This window comes from Pedobacter agri PB92, assembly GCF_000258495.1.
Taxonomy (GTDB): Bacteria; Bacteroidota; Bacteroidia; order Sphingobacteriales; family Sphingobacteriaceae; genus Pedobacter; species Pedobacter agri.
Genome location: NZ_AJLG01000112.1, coordinates 1 through 17,287, shown reverse-complemented (window position 1 = coordinate 17,287; position 17,287 = coordinate 1). Strand labels below are relative to the sequence as shown.

Genomic DNA, 17,287 nt, shown 5'->3' with positions numbered 1-17,287 from the left:
CAACTGTAAAAACTATCCCAAACTTAAACCCAGCGCAATTAGTTTATTACGCTTGTAATCCCCGAGAAAATGAAGATTTTATTGCGGATGAACAGCACATTTTTTCCATCAGAAATGATGGCAGTTTTGAAGATATTACACCCCAATTTAGGGCATTAAAGGTTAACCGAAAATTCAATCAGCTAAAACTTGTCGATAACCCTACCGTAATGTGGTGGAGCGATAAAGTAATAAAAAAACGCGAGGGTCATTCGGTATCGGGCAGAGACCCCTTAACCGGCGAAGACATAGACGTCTATTTTAGCTATTATGCGTCTACACCTTTGCTACCAAAGTTTGGCAATAGCAGTTATGTTCGTTTCCAAAACAAAATCTATCCCATTTGGGACGACAATTTTAGCCAATCATACGATATAAGAACTGATGTTTCTAAACTTGAAGCGATAGAGGGAAAATTATTTAAAGGCGATGATTTTTACTATTTCGAAGCCGATGACGATTATAAAATCATCAGCACAAAAATTTCTGCTGATGCCAAATTTTTTCCTGGTGTTTACAGCTACAGAGCCTATTTATCGAAAGCTTTGGTAGATGATGATTACATCCATTTTATAGGCGATCGGTTCAACATCCACATGGATAACAAAAAGAAATTAACCAGTAAGGTTGTTAAACAACTGGGTATGTTTTATTTGTTCAATAACGCTTTATTCGATGGCGAAAAAAGTTACCCCATTATAGCAGATTACGAAACCTTAAGCACTTTAGGTTCTTTCGTAGATGTCATCAATTCTTGTGCTGGCGATATGCCGAATACGCCTCCGGTTCAGGTGAAGTACCATCATTTTTTTAAAGATAAAAATGCAGTGTATTATTTAAATGAAAAAACGAAACAACTGCAAATTATACAAACCGCTGATCCGGCAGATTATAAAGCCGATAATTACGAAGCTTTGCAAGAATTATATAAAATTAAAGATGTAAAAGGGTCGAATAAAAAAAAAGACTAGTTCGGATTTAAATTACTATGCGATCGGTGGTTTTGCATTGGCGATTTTTGGTCTGGGATTTTATCTCATCAGAAGGAAATCATGATAAAATTCAGCCAGTTTATTATTTTTTATACAATCCCGTTGCTTTCTGTGTTGCTTATCTTCATACTAACTTCCCATGCTCAGAACCTCAAAATCTATAGTGTTAGAGATACTACCGAATTGTGGGACAAGAAATATAAAAGCGAAATTTAAGAGGCACACGGGTTAAAAGAGCTTGGAATGATTTCGCCACGCCTGGTAGAACTGGAGGTTCGCCATCATATACTTTTTTTATTAACGCTGATACACTGCGAACGCAAGGCGGAAGATTAAAGTTTGTTTTAGATAAGGAATTAACAGAAAAATATAAGCAAGAAACGAATGAATAATAGATGCCAAAATTAGTAACAACGAAAAGAGTAATAGCACTCGTTTTGTCAATTGTATTGCCGTTGACAATTATTTTTTTGGGTATGATTACGCACTGGCGATACGTTAGTGTTGAAGATGGTACAAACGAATTTCTATATGGTTTTCCTTTGGCATTTATGTGCAGAGGTTGGCATACCTCGCTTTCATTTCAAATATTTGTTTCAGAACTTGTGTTTAATTTCCTAGTTTACTTTACGTTTCTATTAACTGTAATTTGGTTGGCAGATAGCTATTTAAAACCGATTATAGTTAATAAATATTTAAAATTCGGACTGTACAGTATTGCAATTTTAACGATGTCGTTTTATGGATTTCTGTTCTCTAACCCAAACAACATTTTTAAAATTAAGCGAGATTTTAATTATAGCGAGATACGAAGCGGAGTTAAATTCTTTTGGCAAAAAGACAAAAGATAAAAAATAATTGCAAAATAAAATGATACAAGAAATTAAGCCTAAAAAACCAATATTAATCGCGGGAGCAGTAATTTTAATCATCAGTTTATGCGTCATCTTTCCGGTAGAATATAGCAAGGCCAGCTTCGTTAGCGATTTAAAATTTACCTATTTTACTTTGGGCATTGCTATGCTCATCTTAATGTACGCCTTTATGGGTAGGAATACTTACAAGGGTTTACTTTTTCTTCTCTGCAGTTGCATTTTTAGCATTATTTGTTGGTTCGTCTTTCTTCCAGAGAGCGAATTATCTAAATCTAACTCTAAAGCTTTTGAGCTAACAATCGCAATTTTTTCTTTCTTCGAGAATTTTGCAAAGCTTTACATGGGTACCGTAACAGGGATAATTGCTGGGTTAATTTTTCTAATCGTAAATGCCCGACTTTTGAAAGATGAAAATCGCTACCAATTGTTCTTTAAAAGATTGGTTTCCTACCTGATCATTTTAGGCGTAGTGTCGTTTTTATTTGCCAAAGGTGGCGATTGGATTTTTGAAATTTCGGAGTATGTTAAAATGAAAAATTAACCAGTGAAAAAGAGAAAGTTACTCAGCCAAAGGCATCCTTTTTTATATTTTTTAGCAGTAAACGCAAGGCGGATAAAAAGACAATTGGAATGGGTTTTCGATGGTAAAAAATATGCAAAAACCAAAGCCAGTGACAAACTCGATTTCCGGATTAAAAAACATCAATCGGTTCTGCTTAAAAAACTTGGCGATAACAATGAGCAACTGCAAATTAACAAAGTAACCAATCTCAAAATCGCTTCGGCAAAAATAAACGGTATTATCATTAAACCAGGCGAAACGTTTTCGTTTTGCAAATTGGTAGGTTTGCCAACCAAAGAGAAAGGCTATTTATTAGGAATGGAACTTTCATTTGGAGAAGCAAAGGCAGGTATTGGCGGTGGCATTTGCCAAATTTCTAACCTTATTCATTGGCTGGTTATTCACAGTCCGTTAACAGTTACAGAACGATATCACCATTCATTTGATCAATTTCCAGATGACGGGCGGGTTTTGCCTTTTGGCAGTGGCGCAACCGTTTTTTACAATTACCTCGACTATCAATTTACCAATAATACCGAGCATAAATTTCAAATTAACCTTTGGTTTACTGATAAATGTTTGGAAGGCGAATTACGCATTGATACCGAACTTAACTATGCCTACCATGTGAGCGAAAAAGAGCATCAGTTTTTAAAAATAGATCATCAGTTTTACCGAAAAAATGAAATCTGGAGAGATAAAATATTAAAATTTGAAGGTGGTAAAGTTGTAGCCACAGAACTGATTATGAAAAACTTTGCAAGGGTTACTTACACACCAGCAGAATTTTTAGATACAACGGAATAAGTAAAATCTCCCACTTTCCAACGAATAATAAATAATGCTCAGCAAATAATAACTAGTGTTTTTAGTTTTAGTATATGCTGTTATTTTTATTGCATAAACAAACCTATGGAAAACAAATTTTACCAACAAAACGGCGATGAGTACATCTTAGAAAGACTGCTACTTTTTCCAATTCTTGCACTTTCGGTTTTTGCCAGCCTTGGTGTACACTCTTTAATTAACGGCACCAACCACGATGGTATACCCTATTACGCATTTACGGTTCTTCCTATCGGCCTTTACGCCTACAAACTAGGCAGAAATGTAAGAATTAACGTAGTAAATAAAACCGTTTCAGAACACTGGTTTGGCCTAAAACTAATGACGGTAAAGACGAAAAGGAAATCGAATTTGCACATTTTAGTAAGAAACAAACTGCCGAAGAGTTTTTAGCAGAAACACAGCGGTGAATACGCTAGCGAAAGCGAGTTTTAAAACATATTAGAAAAACAATGGAAGTGCTTTTCGGCAATTGCAGTCCCGCTTTTTGTTGCAATCTTTTTGTTGGTACTGCTACTATATTTATCATGCAGAGTTTGTCGAAGCATCTACTGATTTGCAATGATGACAGTAACAAAAAGTATTGCCACTACAATCGGGTTTATATTACCAAGCTAGCGGTGCTTTTGAGGGGTTTCTTTTGCACCGCCTTAAGTTCTTTAGCCCTGTAAAATGATGCATCCTTATATCTAAACCAAACACGAAAATGAATTTTTATCAAGGACCTATAGATACCATCTATTATCTTGTTGAAGATAATACGATTACGGAAGCTGATTATTTCCGCATTGGAAATAATTTAAATAATATCATCGAAACACTTGCAAATACAAGTAATCAGCAAGAAATTGAAAAACTGATGTATGATATTTTGGATGAAGAAATTTCATTTTTCTTAAAATGCCACCATTTTAGAGAACGTTTAAGAGTATCTTTCAGAACAATAATTTATGAAAACTCAAACGGCAAAATTCTTCCTAATATCGTTGAAGATATTATCAAAAATTGGTTTTCAACCCGATTATCTCAAAGAGAAAGAATTCAGTTTCTTTTAGAAAATGCGTACAACTTTAGTGAAAAAGAAATTAACCTCAAAATCCAAAACGATTTCGAAACGATACTTTCACAAGACACTGTTTCTAATAAAGATTTTATAAATCTTACGTCAAATTCATTTTCCTTTTTCGATGGTTTTGAAATCGTGGAAAGCAACGGGAACATGACTTTGCTTTACAACTTGCCACGCATCTACTCTGAATTAGGAAAAATATTAACGCACAATATTGACGGTTTCCTATTATCATGGTTCAATAAGCATGCTAAAAGAAAGCCAACTGCTCTTAAAAAGCTAAAGACAGACATAAACAGGAGGCTCAAATTTATCAAAAAAGATGAGCTAATGGATAGCCTGGTCTTAGTTCAGTTAGAAGAAAAAACGAAAATTTTACTAAACGATATAGAAGAAAATAATTACGAAAAATCTATAGAAAATGTTAAAAATACGATAGTGCTTTTAAAAAACACATATATTGAAACTGCTGATAGAGAGTTTTTTTGCAGATTTTTATATGGAAATAGGAATTCATTTAAACCACGATTTTAAAGACGAACTAATGAATTTCTTATACGCAGAAACAACATCTAAATATTTGATAAAGAAAGAATTACCCTGGGAATAAAAACAACAAAAATGGTTTGCAACCCTTGGACGATATTGCAAAGTTCAATATTTGTGCTTCGATTGCCAGCATCACGAAACACCAAAACGTTAACCAAATTTTAAAAATATTAGAAAAACAATGGAAGTACTTTTCGGCAATGGTAGCCCCGCTTTTTGTTGCAATCTTTTTATTGGTACAGCAATTAAAATTGTCATGCTGAGCTTGTCGAAGCACCTACTAACCAGAAACAATCTTTCGACAAGCTCAAGATGACAGTAACAAAAAGTATTGAAAGGCCAATCGGGTTTATATTACAAAGTAGGTAGTGCTTTTGAGGGGTTTCTTGTGCACCGACTTAAGTTAATTAGCCCCGATTGTAGCGGAAATCCGCCGAATTTTATCGGCGATGAGAGCGGAAAGCGGGAGTAGCGTTAAAAAAAAGCACCTCAATTGCGCTTCAAATAAATAATATTTAAAGTTAAACATGAAACTTAAACGGATCTTAATTTTATTGCTCACAAGTACGTTTTTATATGCTTGTAGTCAAACGCCAACTTCTCAGGCTCCTGAAGCAAAGAAATACATTGCCTCTTTGAAAGCGATGAAATACGATGGGCTCAAAAACCAGCTCAGAAAAGATACTGCGTTGCTAAACAAATTGATCAAAACGGCCACTTTCACCTTGCAGTTAACCTCACATTTTTCATCGGGCGAGAAAACTAAGGTTGATAAATCGGTTCCGGAATTTGAAATTAACCATGACGAAACAACAATTAAGGCACTATTTGATGACTACTGCAAAAAATTGCTCTTTGAACAAAACTTTAATGATGGCTACGCCGACAGCACTTTTAGTCTTTACGGGCAGGATATGTTTTCATACGAAAGTAGGTTTAGCCTAACGGATGACAATCACATTTTGGAGAAAAAGGACAGTTTGTTTAAACCGTTTAAAGACAATGTGGTAACCCACGAAAAAGCTTATTTTTTTAGAGGTAAAAAAATAGCAAAAACTGATATCGGGTTAAAACGTATTGATAGTATTCAAGCGGAAATCAGTTTAAAATTCCCAACCGATTTTGAGCGGTTTTCTATCGATAAATCGGCCAAAACGCAAGATTATAAAGATGCTACAATAGAAGTTGAGAGCCTAAAAGAAAATATGGCTCAACTCAAAATCCCGATGGATTTGTATGCCGAAGTTATCGGTTATCAGGCTTATAATAACCAAAATTTAAGGATGAATAGCAATGCATTAAGTGCTACACCCATGTTAGGTATTGATAAAAAGGTAAGCGAAAGTTTAAAAGAACTGCTCGATATTTTCGCTGAAGTATTGAAAGAAAACGAGGAGAAAAACGGAAAAGAAAAATTAGATAAAATCCGTCAGAACCAGGTTGATGCGAAAGAAAACATGACCGAATTTGATGCTTACCTAAATAAACTTTTTAAGGATGAGGAGAAAATAAAAGAACTTGGCGATATGGGTTTGTACAACGAAATTGCTAACGCAGGCAAAAAAGTAATTGGAGTGCAAACGCAATTTGTTATCGTAGAATTTCCGGATGATATCAAAAGCATTGATGTTTTTGTGGCGACAAAATCTGTTTCGTTGCAAAATAAAGCGATGGTAAAATATGGCAACCATTATTTAAACCCCAAATATTTTGATGAGGCTAAACCCAACATCGTTTTTTACAGTAAAGAGAACGGTAGAAAATTCGGTATCTCAAACCGGGATGGCGAAACCATTATTGAGCCTAAATTTGATGAATTAAGACAAGTAGCGAATGAATATTTTGTAGGCGATGAAAAATTGTATTGGCTAAATGTAGCTGGAAAAAAGATGGTTCCGCTACCGCAATTTGTGAGTTATGTGCAGACTTTAAAACCAGGTTACGATGTTTTTGAAAAAACTGTAGGTAACGAAGATAAATCTGGCGTAATGCTGAATAGAGAAAAAACTATTTTGCCATTTGAATATTACCGTTTTGAAAAACACGGGCAATTTATCATTGCCAGCAAAACCCACAATTTGGATGAACTGTACGATTTAAACTTCAAAAAAATTCCGAATAAAGGCATTCGAAAAATTCATCTGGTAGATGAGTTTATCGCTTCTGATATTAAATATCCAACGCTGTTTGAGGCAGAAGATGTGAACAAGAAAAAAGCTCTGGTTGACAAAAACCTCAACTTGTTAACGCCGTTTAAATACGAATTTATCAATCCCTTCTATGGTGTCAACAATTATTTTATGGCAGGAATTAGAACTGCCGATGGTAGCAATTATTGGTACGGAATTATAGACGAAAAAGGCAAAGAAGTTACGCCGTTTATCTTCTGCCACATGAGCGAAGAGTTTGATAAAAACGGAAAGTTTAAATTCTGCTTAAAAGATAAAAGCCAGGCAATGGATTTTGCTTCGTTTATTAAAACCTACAAGAAATAATACCAATTCGAGAAGCTGTAGCCCGATTTACCAAGTTAAGCGTCGGCGGGGACGCCAACGCAGAAGTATTCTTATGTAGGCGTCCCCGCCAACGTTATAAACGAACATGTTATTTGCTTTAAGATTGCTTCGTGCCTCGCAACTACGCGTGACGAAATAGGATTGATTTTTTGCTAAAAACGCCAGTCTGTTAACGAATAATAAAAAATAAACGGCGAATAATAATTCTGGATTTTGATGTGGGTTTAAGCTGGTATTTTTATGACTTAACCTAATTAAATGAAAAACTTAATCCTTACTATATTAGTAACCGCAAGCGCCAGTTTCGGTTATGCACAAAACCTCGAAGGAAGAGAAGAAATTAATCTGTCCGGTTTCGGCTATAAAATTTATACGAAGCAGAGGAAGAGCGCTATTGAAGATAAAACCGTTTATGTTATTCCAAACCAAACCGATACCATTTTTCATGATGCTTTAATAAAAGACTTAAAGGCTGACAAGGAATTATACCGAGGCATCTACGGGAAAAATGGACAGGAAATACACTTTTTGCAGTTCGATTTACAAAGTGATAAAATGAACCATAAAGTTTATGCGCCAAATAAAGAAGGCAGATTGGTGCTGATTAAAGAAAGCAAAAACCTCGACGCGTATCCGAAAGATTTTCCGCCAAAATTCAAGAATAACAAACCCATTCATCCATTATCCAGGCGAAAGTATGGCACTTTATAAATGGGTAGAAAGTAATATGTACCCCATTTTAGCACAAAAGCATAAAAGCGATGCAAAGGGCAGTGCTGTTATGGTACTTGATATTGCGATAGACGGTTCGGCGAAATTAAGCGAGGTAAAAAACCTAAAGGCAAGCTCTGAAACATTAAATAAGCTACGCGAGAAATTAAGCAAAATGCCCAAATGGGAAACTAAAATTCAGGGTTACGATGTTGCCGGAATAGTATTTATACCTGTAAATTTTTAAGCAAAAATGAAGAATTCAACTAAAACAAAACTTATCAAAGTCACAATGGTAATTGCCATCTGCTTTGCGGTACATGTTTTAGTTGCACTAATTTCCAGCTTAATTGTAAACAAATTGATTTTAAATACGCGATTGGCAAATTTTACTGTTTATGATGGCTACGCAGATTTTAGCATTTTATTAGTTTACATTTTGGTATCGGCGTTGCTAATGTTTGATAAAATTAAAGGCAATGCTTTAGTTATTACAACGGTTTCTTTTTTTGCGTTTCTAACTGTAAAGGTTTTTGTAATCGATATCATTGCGCATTATTTTAGGTTTTATGTAAAGATAGCCCAAAATGGCGCCTATAGTTTCGACATTTTTATAAATCGATTGGCTAAAAACTGGCAAGAGTTGCGCTGGGAATTTAGCAATTTAGGCCAATTTTTATCCTTCATTGTTTGGGTATTCATCGCGTTGCTTGGTATTTGTTATTTATCCCTTTGGGCAAAAAATAAGTTAAAGGGAAATACCAAAATTAATCTGGTTTTTGGATTGCTTTTTTTAACGGCGTTTTCATCATGCGGAGATCACATTCAGCGAGAAAAAGATAAATATCCACAAATTCCAGCCTTTCCTGCCTTTGCAAAAAATGCATTGCTTTACAAAAAATTTGATGTTGCCACAGTATCATTTAATGCGTATAAATCTGCCAAAGTAGACGGGCATGATTTGGTAATTCACACAAAAGATTATTTCTTTTACGCAGTGGCGGATAGTTCTTTGTTCCTAATCACCGGCTATCGCGAAGCGATAAAACCAGGGATGGAATTTCCGGCAAAAAATTTTATAACACTAACCAGGTTGAGGAACAAGAAAATCGAAAAATCAGTTTGGACAGAGAGCTGTGATCAAGATTTGCCAGTTTTCAACGATGGCCAGACTTTGATAGTCGGTACTCGGGTTTTTGAGGTGAAAGCACCACGATTAGCTTTTACAAAAGTTGATAAAACCAATGATGATTTGGTAAACAACAGCATGATGGCTTACACCTGGAATTTTAGTAATAAGTTAATCTCGGAAAACTATAAACCGTTTGATAGCACATTCGTAAAAGAATTAGACCGAATTACAATTGGTTCTGATGGAAACTTCACTGGAGGCTTAAACAACGGAATTAATTACACCTATGATGCCGTTCCGATGATTTATTATGAGTTCAACGTAGGTGGAAAAGTGGGTAAAACGAAAATTAATTTCGATGAACAAAAAGTACCGCTATTGTTAAAAGTTGGAGATCAAATTTATTGCATCACTTACAGCAGTGAGTTAAAGTGGAAGCGTGAAGTAAATCACTATGAGATTGGAGTGATAGAATGATAATCGTTAGCATAAAAATGTTGCCCTTAAAAGGCAATTTGAAAGAAAAAATTGGGAACGCTGGAAGAACGGCTTAAACGGATAACTTATGAAGAAAGTTGTTTTAATCATCGCAATGCTTTTTACCTGTGTTTTCGCTAAAGCACAAAAAGAACATAAACTATTTTATGATAACGGTATCGTAAAAGAAGTTGGACAACTTAATGCAAACGGAAAGGAAACAGGCCAGTGGAAATACTATCATAAAAATGGGAAACTATGGCGGATTGGAAGTTTTGCAAATGGAACATTATCGGGCGATGTAATCGTTTACCACGAAAATGGATTGCTATTCGAATATGGAAATGTTCGAAACGGAAAGGAAAATGGCAGGTGGACTGCTTTTTACAACAATGGAAATTTTTGGAAAACTGGAAAATTCAAAGATGGAAAAGCCAAGGGTAAATGGAAATTTTACTATGAAGATAAAAATGCTTTATTAACCGATGTTGTACGGTATAAGAACGGAAAACGAGAAGGAAAATTGAAACGTTTCCACAGAAACGGAAAACTGCAAAATACGGGTAGATATAAGGATGGAAAACAAATTGGCAAATGGGTTGAATATTACGAACAGGGTGCGCTGGAAACATTTGGCTTTTTCATCAACGGGCAACAAGAGGGCGAGTGGAAAAGATTTTACGAAGACGGTACACTAATGAGCATCGGGATCTACAAGGAAAATTTTGAAACCGGTGAATGGAAATATTACCACAAAAATGGCAGGTTAAATGCCGTTGGCGAATATAAAAATGGAAAGTGCATCAATGAGTGGCTATACTATGATGACAAAGGAAATCTGTTGAAAAAAGTTAAATACTAAAAAAGATGAAAAAACTACTCATGCTCATGATCATGCTGGGGGCGTATATTTCAGTTTTTGGACAAGAAAAACTCGTAAAAGACCTCGACTTTGATGGCAAAAAAGATACGGTATACATCGACCAAAAGGCATTACAAATTGTTTGCAGGCTATCGACACAAAAGTTCAAAAAACTAAGAAGCAAGACAATCGAAATGTCAAGCGACAATACATACATCAAATCGACCAGAAACGGATTTGAACTAAGAAACAATTGGATGCGAGCAGGTTATGCCTGCCAGTTCAGGTACGAGAAAGGCGAGAAACGCATCCGCGTGATTGGGATTACCGAGTACGCTTTGGGCAACGCCGCGAACGATGGCAGTGGCGAGGCGAGCGCAAACTTACTCACCGGCGATTACATTGGCAATTGGAATTATTTCGACCATTTGGCAAATAACGAAAATGGCGAACTGGTTAAAATCCCCACCATTAAAACCAAGATGAAATTCAGCAAAATTTATCTGGAACAATTTAGTGAAGAAAGCTATTTTTCTTATCAAACCCAGTTAGAGGATATTGTTGAAAAGCATAAAACTGCAGAAAAGAACAGGCGAGCGAAAAAATAAACCAGATGAAAACACTAACTGCGTTTCTTTTATTTTTTGTATCGAACTTTTGCGTTGCGCAACAAGGTTGGATTAATATTGATCTTGAGGAAACCGCATACGTGTACGCAACCAACAAAACCTGTCTAAAGAAAACTGGTCAGCCTTTAAATGGTAAGTATGCCATCAGATTTAATCGTTACCAAACCAATTACGAAACTTTTTTAAACGGTTTAAAAAACGGCGAATTCAAGGTTTTTAGAAACAAAAAACTGGCAGAAAAGGGGGCTTACCGAAATAATTTACGTGAAGGCGAATGGCTTGTTACAATGAAGATGGCTCCATTAGGCGACGAAGTAGGTATGAAAATGGTTTGCAGGAAGGCTTAGAAACCGATTATGATCACGGACGAATTGAAAAAACCGCTACGTTTAGTAAAAATCACCTCGATGGTTGGCAATTAAGATATTCATCATCCGAACCAAATGAACCATTTGAAAAATCATTATATGCAAAGGGTCAAAAAGTTAAGTTTATCCGCTATAAAAACATCAACAATTTAAAATTTATCATTAGCGATAGCTTGGTTTATGATGACCACAAACAATTGATACTGAAAAAATCGTTTGTTAACGATAGCCTGTTATTACAATATAAAATCAGTTATAATGTAGTTATTAAAGATGCTTATCAGATTAACACCACAAAAATTGAAATAGCTGACGGATATAATTCTAATATTGCCTACCTGTTGCCAGAGCGAGATGAGTATGAAACAGAGATGAGAATGCATGAGTTGCTGAATTACAAATTCGCTTACGATACCGACGTGAAAAAGCCATGTTTGCTCGTAAGCAATTTAACCCGAAATCACTTTTATACCACTACTTTCTACAGGTTATATCCAGCAGAAAACCTGCAATCGGTAATCTATCACAAAGGCGGAGACGATATTTTACCAGGGTGGTATTATAGAGATGTAAATAGATAATTGGTTTAATAAAAAAATATGCTTCTACCTATTCCAATCATTTTATTTATCCTTTTGCTGGTATATTCAATTAAAAAAGCACAGCAAAAAGCAGATGTCAACAAACATGTCATCATTAGATTAGGCGTGTTGATTGCTTTTATTGCGCTTACATTTTTAATCGTTTACCTCATTGAAGGCAGGTCTGGTACGCTAGGTTCATTTTACATCAGCGCCTATTTTTCTGCAACGTGGATTTTGTATTTAATCGTTGAAGCCATCAGCTTGTTTGTAGTAAAGCAAAATAAGCTGGCAAGAACAAACCTCATTATATTGTCCTTTATTGTTTTTTTGGGCGCTATGGTCACGATTACACTTTCTAATACTTAAAATGATTTGTTTAACTAACATGGTATAAATTGAAAAGCTGTTTCTCCAACATATTAATTTGGGTGGTTATGCTGGCGTTGTCATCCGTTTTACTATTGGTTTTTTCCAGCCGATTTATTGTTCCTGCTGTGCCTATAATTTTAGCAGTTATTGTTGTTATAGTTACCAAAACACAGCGAACGCTGATTAATAAAAAAGCTACAGCAATTTACGAATTAACGGAAGGTGTAGTTAAAATAGAGGGAACAATTAGTGCTCCAAAAACGTTTGAAACGCCCTACTTCAAACAACAATGTATTGCCTACACTTATAAAGAAGGAAACATTACCTACGATAGTGATACGGGTTCGGAACATGTAAATAGCACCCTTGAAAAAGAAGAGTTTCAGGATTTTTATTTAAATAACTCGACAGGAAGAATAAAGGTGATGATTACTAAATTAAACCTGGCACTTCTGCCTGCCAAAACTGACACATTACATAGCGTTAAGTACGCAGTTGATGATATCCGTTATACGGAGAGAACCCTAAAAAACGGCGATTTGATAAGCGTTTTGGGTTATGCAATAAAAAATGCTCATCACGAATTTGAGTTAAGAGAGCAGGGCGACAAACCCTTGGTAATTGCTACGCCGGCTGTAGAAGACAAAACACGGAAAGCGTTTAAAGTTTTAAAAGACCTACTGCCTTATTTAATTTTAATGTACGTTGGCGTAAATTATTTTCTATTTGCACCAATGAAAATTCAAATAATGGAAAGTGAAGTTTTTCCTTATTTCGCGATTTTCGGCATGCCAATTTTAGCTATTATTTTAAGTGTTATTGGTAATCGAATGGATGGTTTTGCCAAATTATTCTTCACCCATTTAGCTGGAATTTGTTTCAGTGTACTATTCTTAAGCTTTCCTTTAATTTGTTTATTTTATTTGATTAAACTGGAATTTACTCGAATTTTTTGCATTTGGGTAACGATTTTTATATGCACCACCATTGCTTTTTTAATGAACCACCGAAAACTGGATGGCTATTTCAGTAAAGAAGAGTTAACATAACCAAAACAACCTACAACAAACTTTATGAAAAAACGATTATTCAAGATATTTACTTTTTTATTTATTGCCATCATGGCGATAAAAGTGCAGGCGCAAGAACTTAAATTTCCGGAAAGTTTCCGCTCAAACTCTTCGCTTTTTAAGGGAATGACAATTTCCGAAATTCCCAAAGACATTCAAACCAAATACGGTATTAACAAAAACCCAGGTTTAGTTACCAATATTGCAAAAGCCAGGGGCGCACTTTTTACCGCCAAAACGCCTGGCGTACAAGCCATTTACTTAGAAGTTTGGAAAGACCCTACAATAAAAAATAGTGATTGTGGGTACGAAGTGGCACAGTTTGCGTCGGTTTCGGAATTAGAAAAGGTACTGCCAAAATTTAACAGTTGGTTCTATGGTGCAATTTTAACAGTTCAAAATTATCTAATTGTTGTGAAATGCGTTTCCTCAAAAAATGCAGAACAAAACATTGATAAGATGGTAGCCTATTTTCAGAAAAGATTAGGAGCAAAGCTTTTTCTCGATAGAAAAAAAGAGGTTGAAGTACAGGTTCCAGTTACCGAAAACTATGTTTCAAACTTACCTCCACCGCTACCACCAGAACCAAAAGAGAATTACACAAGCTTGGCCATTGGAGATTTGGATAGTCGCATTGCCAATAAAGATGGATTAGCCTACATGCGCACCAAAAAACGCGAAAAATTGGCGCCCGGAAAATATCGGGCAAGTAGTATGGCTCCAGCTTTTGAAAGTTTAGTTTTTACGATTGATCAAGATAGTTTGCTCCACGGAGATTACGAATATCATTATGCTGAAGATTACAGCAAATCGCCCTCAAAAGAAAGCAAATTAACTTACGACCATGGCATTTTAACTTCGGAGATTGTTTACAAAGATGGTAAGCTTTTGGGCTCAACAAGCTTTACGCCCTCTGTGGTTAAAGAACGAAATGATTATCTGATTACCATTAAAACAACTACTAAAAGCCCAAGTAATGGCGATAAAGAAGTGGTTTCAGTCTTCCGTAATCGTAAACCTGTTTCAAAAACCACTACCAGATTTCGTATTTCGGTAATTAAAAAAGACTTCGAGAAAAAGGTGCTGGAACATTATAACAGCAAAGGCCAACTCACCGAATTTGAAAAACCTGGCTTAATTGAACGCTATGCCACTGACGGCAAAGTAAACTATAAAGATGAATGGATTAATGACGATCATTTTATTTATACAAATGGAAAATTGACAAAAAAAGAGATCGGCGTAAAAGGTAAACAACAATATTTAGTTACCGAATATGATGAGCAAGGAAAGGTAACGAGAGAATTTTCGAGAGGCATTGAAGATAGCATAGCTATTGCCAACCCTGATGAGTATGAAGGGGATTTAAGCGATGCGCTGTTTGAATATTACAAGAAAAAGGCAAAATGACATCAAGAGCTGAATTAGTTCAAAAAATACAAACAGCATTTAACAACGTAAAGCTAGAAGATGGCATTGGTTTGTGGGAAGCAGAAGGTTTGGATAACTATGCTGATGAGGAAACGATGATGCAATTAAGGGCAAAAGATGAAAGAATGAATTGGGAAAATCTCAGCTATCAAGAGTTGGCAAAATGTGAAAGTGCTTTAGCGTTTTTTGATGCTAAAGGAATGAGGTTTGCCTGCCTAAATTTTTAATATTCGATTTGTTAGAAACTGAAATTTTACAAGAGCAAAATCTGCCATCGCCAGAGGTAGTTTTTACGTTAACTCATGATTTGCATAGCGAATATCAGCTGAGTAGATTTTCGTTGTTTAACAGCAATCAAATAGAATGTATTATAGAATTTTTAAACTACAAATTGAAAAATGGAGCATCAAATGAAAACGATTATTTTGATAAACAGCTTAAAGATGGCCTAATATTTTGGAGCACTAAACTTGATAATTAGCGAAAAACGGTTTTGCCTTTTTGCACAGGCTTAACCATTCTAAACCCGACAGAAGCGAACACGAAGTGCAACGAAGTAAAGCGAATGGCGGGACTTTCGGAACCGATTGAAACAGAAACTTGCTTTTCAAAAAAATAAAGACATGAAAAAAATATTTACATTAATAATCGCCATTATAAGCCTCAACACATTTGCACAAAAAAAAACACCGCCACCGGTAGCGAGAACTGCTGGTACATCAGACATTTTAAAAACCGACAAACGCCAAGAAGATTTTACCATTAAAAAAACAAAGTTTAATGTTTATCTGGGCTATCAAAAACCTAGTGAAATGCGCCAACAGAGCAAGGGAGATACTTTACAGGTGTACAAAATTACAAGAGATAAACTCAATTTCAGTCACCTGGAGATTGTAAAATACGGCACAAAAAACGGAAAAATTATTCTCGAGGGAAGTTATAAACTGTTAAATGACACGCTAATAGTTACCGAAAATTTCTACGATTATACGGGTTCTTTCTGCATTACCACAAAGTACATTACCGATAAATGGGGATTGAAAAAAGTAAGCGATGATATGAAGGGTATTAAGCTGGAGAACTTAACCGAAAGACATTTGAAACCGGCAGAAATGAAAGCTCCACCACCCGCAAAAAATTAAAAAAATGACTAATTCATCCACATATTAATAGTTATGAAACAATATTTCTCGCTTCTGTTTTTGGTTTTTTGTTGCGCCGTTAATTGCTTTGCACAACAAAAAAAAGCTGTTAAAAACTGCCCCTGCACCATCTCTACAGAAATTAGCGCTTGGACACCAGAACTGAAAAAAGGATACGACCAAAAAAGCATCGCTAACAATTTTGCTTATAGCGTTAACGGAATTTACCTAGCCGAAGACCGAGACACGGTTTACCAAATTAAAATTATTGTAGACCCAAAATCGTATGGCACTTTTGTGTATTACCAGCACCTTAGTTTTAGTAAGGCAAGACTGATAAATAAACAAGTAACCAATTGCGAAACCTTGCCGAATGTACACGATGGCGGTTGGGTTGGAAACAATATTCTTGAACCGAAAAATGCCATCAACAAACAATTTGTAGCCTCAGAATTCTTTGTTGGAGAAAATTATTTCAGAGTAGATAAAAGGCATTTTTATAGATTTTACAAATGCGATAAAGAAACCAAGTTTGGCATTCACGATGCAGATAGAGAAAGATTTTACCGTAAAGTTTATTGGGAAGTGGAAGGCGATTACCCTGAAATTTCAACCCGCAGTTTTACTCAAGTAGATGTAAAAAAGTACAACAAGCAACAACTGGCAGAAATGAAAAACACTGTTTATGCCCGTTACAATTATGCGTTTAAGGAAGATGGAAAGTGGTACCAGCATTTCAACAAAAAACCAGATTACCGATGGAACCATTTTAAAAATATAACGCCTTTTTTAACTCATGTTGAGAAAGAAAATATCAAATACATCACTGCTTTTGAAAGTGCCGATTATTACGACAATCAGTTTAAAAACGACTTTTTAGACTTTTGGGAGAAACTGAGAGCGAGCACTAAAGATGCTAACTTAGAACAACTCATCCCCTTGGTTCAGTTTCCATTTGCCATTAATGGCGAGCACGATGATATGCCTGTTTTAAAAGTTAACAAACAACAATTTGCTAAAATATGGCCACTTTTAATGCAAAAAGAAAACTATAGTGTGTACGT

At 35.5% G+C, this 17,287-nt stretch carries 20 protein-coding genes; all 20 read left to right on the top strand.

The features are described from left to right. The coding region (locus ON09_RS15820; protein WP_010602039.1) for a hypothetical protein at positions 1 to 1,010 on the top strand (1,010 nt) is incomplete at its 5' end. An 891-nt stretch (positions 1,011 to 1,901) separates the two neighbouring features. Further along, on the top strand, positions 1,902 to 2,447 hold the full coding sequence (locus tag ON09_RS15810; RefSeq protein ID WP_010602037.1) for a hypothetical protein: 546 nt from the start codon (positions 1,902 to 1,904) through the stop codon (positions 2,445 to 2,447). A gap of 3 nt (positions 2,448 to 2,450) precedes the next feature. Then, positions 2,451 to 3,275, top strand: a complete 825-nt coding sequence (locus ON09_RS15805; RefSeq protein ID WP_029204382.1) for a VanW family protein — start codon at positions 2,451 to 2,453, stop codon at positions 3,273 to 3,275. A gap of 105 nt (positions 3,276 to 3,380) precedes the next feature. Continuing rightward, complete coding sequence (locus ON09_RS15800) at positions 3,381 to 3,707, top strand: hypothetical protein (protein ID WP_010602035.1); 327 nt, start codon at positions 3,381 to 3,383, stop codon at positions 3,705 to 3,707. A 313-nt stretch (positions 3,708 to 4,020) separates the two neighbouring features. Next, positions 4,021 to 4,917 (top strand): hypothetical protein, encoded by an 897-nt coding sequence (locus ON09_RS15795; RefSeq protein WP_010602034.1) that lies wholly within the window; start codon positions 4,021 to 4,023, stop codon positions 4,915 to 4,917. 542 nt (positions 4,918 to 5,459) lie between these two features. Further along, on the top strand, positions 5,460 to 7,427 hold the full coding sequence (locus ON09_RS15790) for a WG repeat-containing protein (protein ID WP_010602033.1): 1,968 nt from the start codon (positions 5,460 to 5,462) through the stop codon (positions 7,425 to 7,427). A 279-nt stretch (positions 7,428 to 7,706) separates the two neighbouring features. After that, positions 7,707 to 8,159, top strand: a complete 453-nt coding sequence (locus tag ON09_RS15785) for a hypothetical protein (RefSeq protein ID WP_010602032.1) — start codon at positions 7,707 to 7,709, stop codon at positions 8,157 to 8,159. Continuing rightward, complete coding sequence (locus ON09_RS15780) at positions 8,146 to 8,406, top strand: hypothetical protein (protein ID WP_010602031.1); 261 nt, start codon at positions 8,146 to 8,148, stop codon at positions 8,404 to 8,406. Before ON09_RS15785 ends, ON09_RS15780 begins: the two co-directional genes overlap by 14 nt. A 6-nt stretch (positions 8,407 to 8,412) precedes the next feature. Further along, positions 8,413 to 9,768, top strand: coding sequence for a hypothetical protein (locus ON09_RS15775; RefSeq protein WP_029204381.1), 1,356 nt, complete (start codon positions 8,413 to 8,415; stop codon positions 9,766 to 9,768). A gap of 88 nt (positions 9,769 to 9,856) precedes the next feature. Continuing rightward, positions 9,857 to 10,630, top strand: a complete 774-nt coding sequence (locus ON09_RS15770; RefSeq protein WP_010602029.1) for a toxin-antitoxin system YwqK family antitoxin — start codon at positions 9,857 to 9,859, stop codon at positions 10,628 to 10,630. 5 nt (positions 10,631 to 10,635) lie between these two features. Then, a complete protein-coding gene (locus tag ON09_RS15765) occupies positions 10,636 to 11,238 on the top strand; it encodes a hypothetical protein (protein WP_010602028.1) in 603 nt (200 codons plus the stop codon). A 5-nt stretch (positions 11,239 to 11,243) separates the two neighbouring features. After that, positions 11,244 to 11,606 (top strand): toxin-antitoxin system YwqK family antitoxin, encoded by a 363-nt coding sequence (locus tag ON09_RS15760; protein WP_010602027.1) that lies wholly within the window; start codon positions 11,244 to 11,246, stop codon positions 11,604 to 11,606. Beyond that, positions 11,591 to 12,208, top strand: coding sequence for a hypothetical protein (locus ON09_RS15755; RefSeq protein WP_010602026.1), 618 nt, complete (start codon positions 11,591 to 11,593; stop codon positions 12,206 to 12,208). Before ON09_RS15760 ends, ON09_RS15755 begins: the two co-directional genes overlap by 16 nt. A gap of 18 nt (positions 12,209 to 12,226) precedes the next feature. Then, on the top strand, positions 12,227 to 12,577 hold the full coding sequence (locus tag ON09_RS15750) for a hypothetical protein (protein WP_010602025.1): 351 nt from the start codon (positions 12,227 to 12,229) through the stop codon (positions 12,575 to 12,577). Positions 12,578 to 12,645: 68 nt separating this feature from the next. Continuing rightward, complete coding sequence (locus ON09_RS15745) at positions 12,646 to 13,629, top strand: hypothetical protein (RefSeq protein WP_010602024.1); 984 nt, start codon at positions 12,646 to 12,648, stop codon at positions 13,627 to 13,629. A gap of 24 nt (positions 13,630 to 13,653) precedes the next feature. Beyond that, the gene (locus ON09_RS15740) at positions 13,654 to 15,060 is read left to right on the top strand and encodes a hypothetical protein (protein WP_010602023.1); all 1,407 of its coding nucleotides are present in this window, start codon (positions 13,654 to 13,656) and stop codon (positions 15,058 to 15,060) included. Beyond that, positions 15,057 to 15,308 (top strand): DUF6714 family protein, encoded by a 252-nt coding sequence (locus tag ON09_RS15735; protein WP_010602022.1) that lies wholly within the window; start codon positions 15,057 to 15,059, stop codon positions 15,306 to 15,308. The genes ON09_RS15740 and ON09_RS15735 overlap by 4 nt, the downstream gene beginning before the upstream one ends. Before the next feature lie 8 nt (positions 15,309 to 15,316). Continuing rightward, positions 15,317 to 15,562, top strand: coding sequence for a hypothetical protein (locus ON09_RS24335; protein ID WP_010602021.1), 246 nt, complete (start codon positions 15,317 to 15,319; stop codon positions 15,560 to 15,562). A gap of 142 nt (positions 15,563 to 15,704) precedes the next feature. Beyond that, complete coding sequence (locus ON09_RS15730) at positions 15,705 to 16,223, top strand: hypothetical protein (protein ID WP_010602020.1); 519 nt, start codon at positions 15,705 to 15,707, stop codon at positions 16,221 to 16,223. A gap of 33 nt (positions 16,224 to 16,256) precedes the next feature. After that, on the top strand, positions 16,257 to 17,287 hold a 1,031-nt coding region (locus ON09_RS15725; protein WP_010602019.1), incomplete at its 3' end, for a YARHG domain-containing protein.